1 protein-coding gene is annotated in these 857 nt (G+C 70.5%); it reads left to right on the forward strand.

Translation table 11 applies throughout. The annotated features are described in order from the left end of the window. A partial coding sequence (locus E1287_RS44520; RefSeq protein ID WP_165969486.1) for a Vms1/Ankzf1 family peptidyl-tRNA hydrolase occupies positions 1 to 812 on the forward strand: 812 nt, incomplete at its 5' end. Between the last annotated feature and the right edge of the window lie 45 nt (positions 813 to 857).

Here is an 857-nt window from a genome sequence, read left to right on the forward strand (position 1 = left end):
GCGCGACCCTGGCCCCGCTCCCGGACGTCCTCCCCTACCTCGCCGAACGCGGTGAGAAGTTCCCCCACCTGCTGGCAGTCGTCGACCGGCGCGGGGGCGCGATCGACTACGTCACCGCCGACGGGAGGCACCGGCACATCGACGTCAAGGGGGACGAGGAGTACCCCATCCGCAAGACCAAGGCGGGCGACTGGAACCAGTCCCGGTTCCAGCGCTCGTCGGAGAACGTGTGGAAGACCAACGCCAAGAAGGTCGCCCACGAGATCGACCGCGCCGCCGACCGCTGCGGCGCCGAGGCCGTCGTCATCGCCGGCGACACCCGCGCCCGTACCGCCGTCTTGGACGAGGTGTCCGAGCACGTCCTGGAGCACACCGTCGAGACCGACAAGAACACCACCGTCGACGACCCGGACCTGGACGCCGAGGTCCGCCGCATCCTGAACCTCAAGACCGCCGAACGCATCATGACCGTCGCGGAACGTTTCGACCGAGAACTCGCCAACGGCCAGCGCGCCGTCTCGGGCCTCCCGGCCACCACGGAGGCCGTCCGCCAGGGACGCGTAGAAACGCTCCTGCTGGAGGACGACCCCGACTCGTCCGCCCGCCTATGGGTCGGCCCGGACCCGGCGCAGATCGCCACCACCGCCGAGGAACTCCACGACGAGTTCGGCGTGACGTCCCCAAGCGAGACCCGAGCCGACGCCGCCCTGATCCGAGCCACGGCGGCCACCGACGGCGAACTGGTCGTCCTACCCCCCAACGGCCCCAACCCCCACCTGACCATCGGAGCCGTCCTCCGCTACACCGCCTGATCACCTGAACGAGACCAGCGACCCAAGCCGGAAGGGGGCGTGGGG

Source organism: Actinomadura sp. KC06, assembly GCF_004348735.1.
Lineage (GTDB): Bacteria > Actinomycetota > Actinomycetes > Streptosporangiales > Streptosporangiaceae > Spirillospora.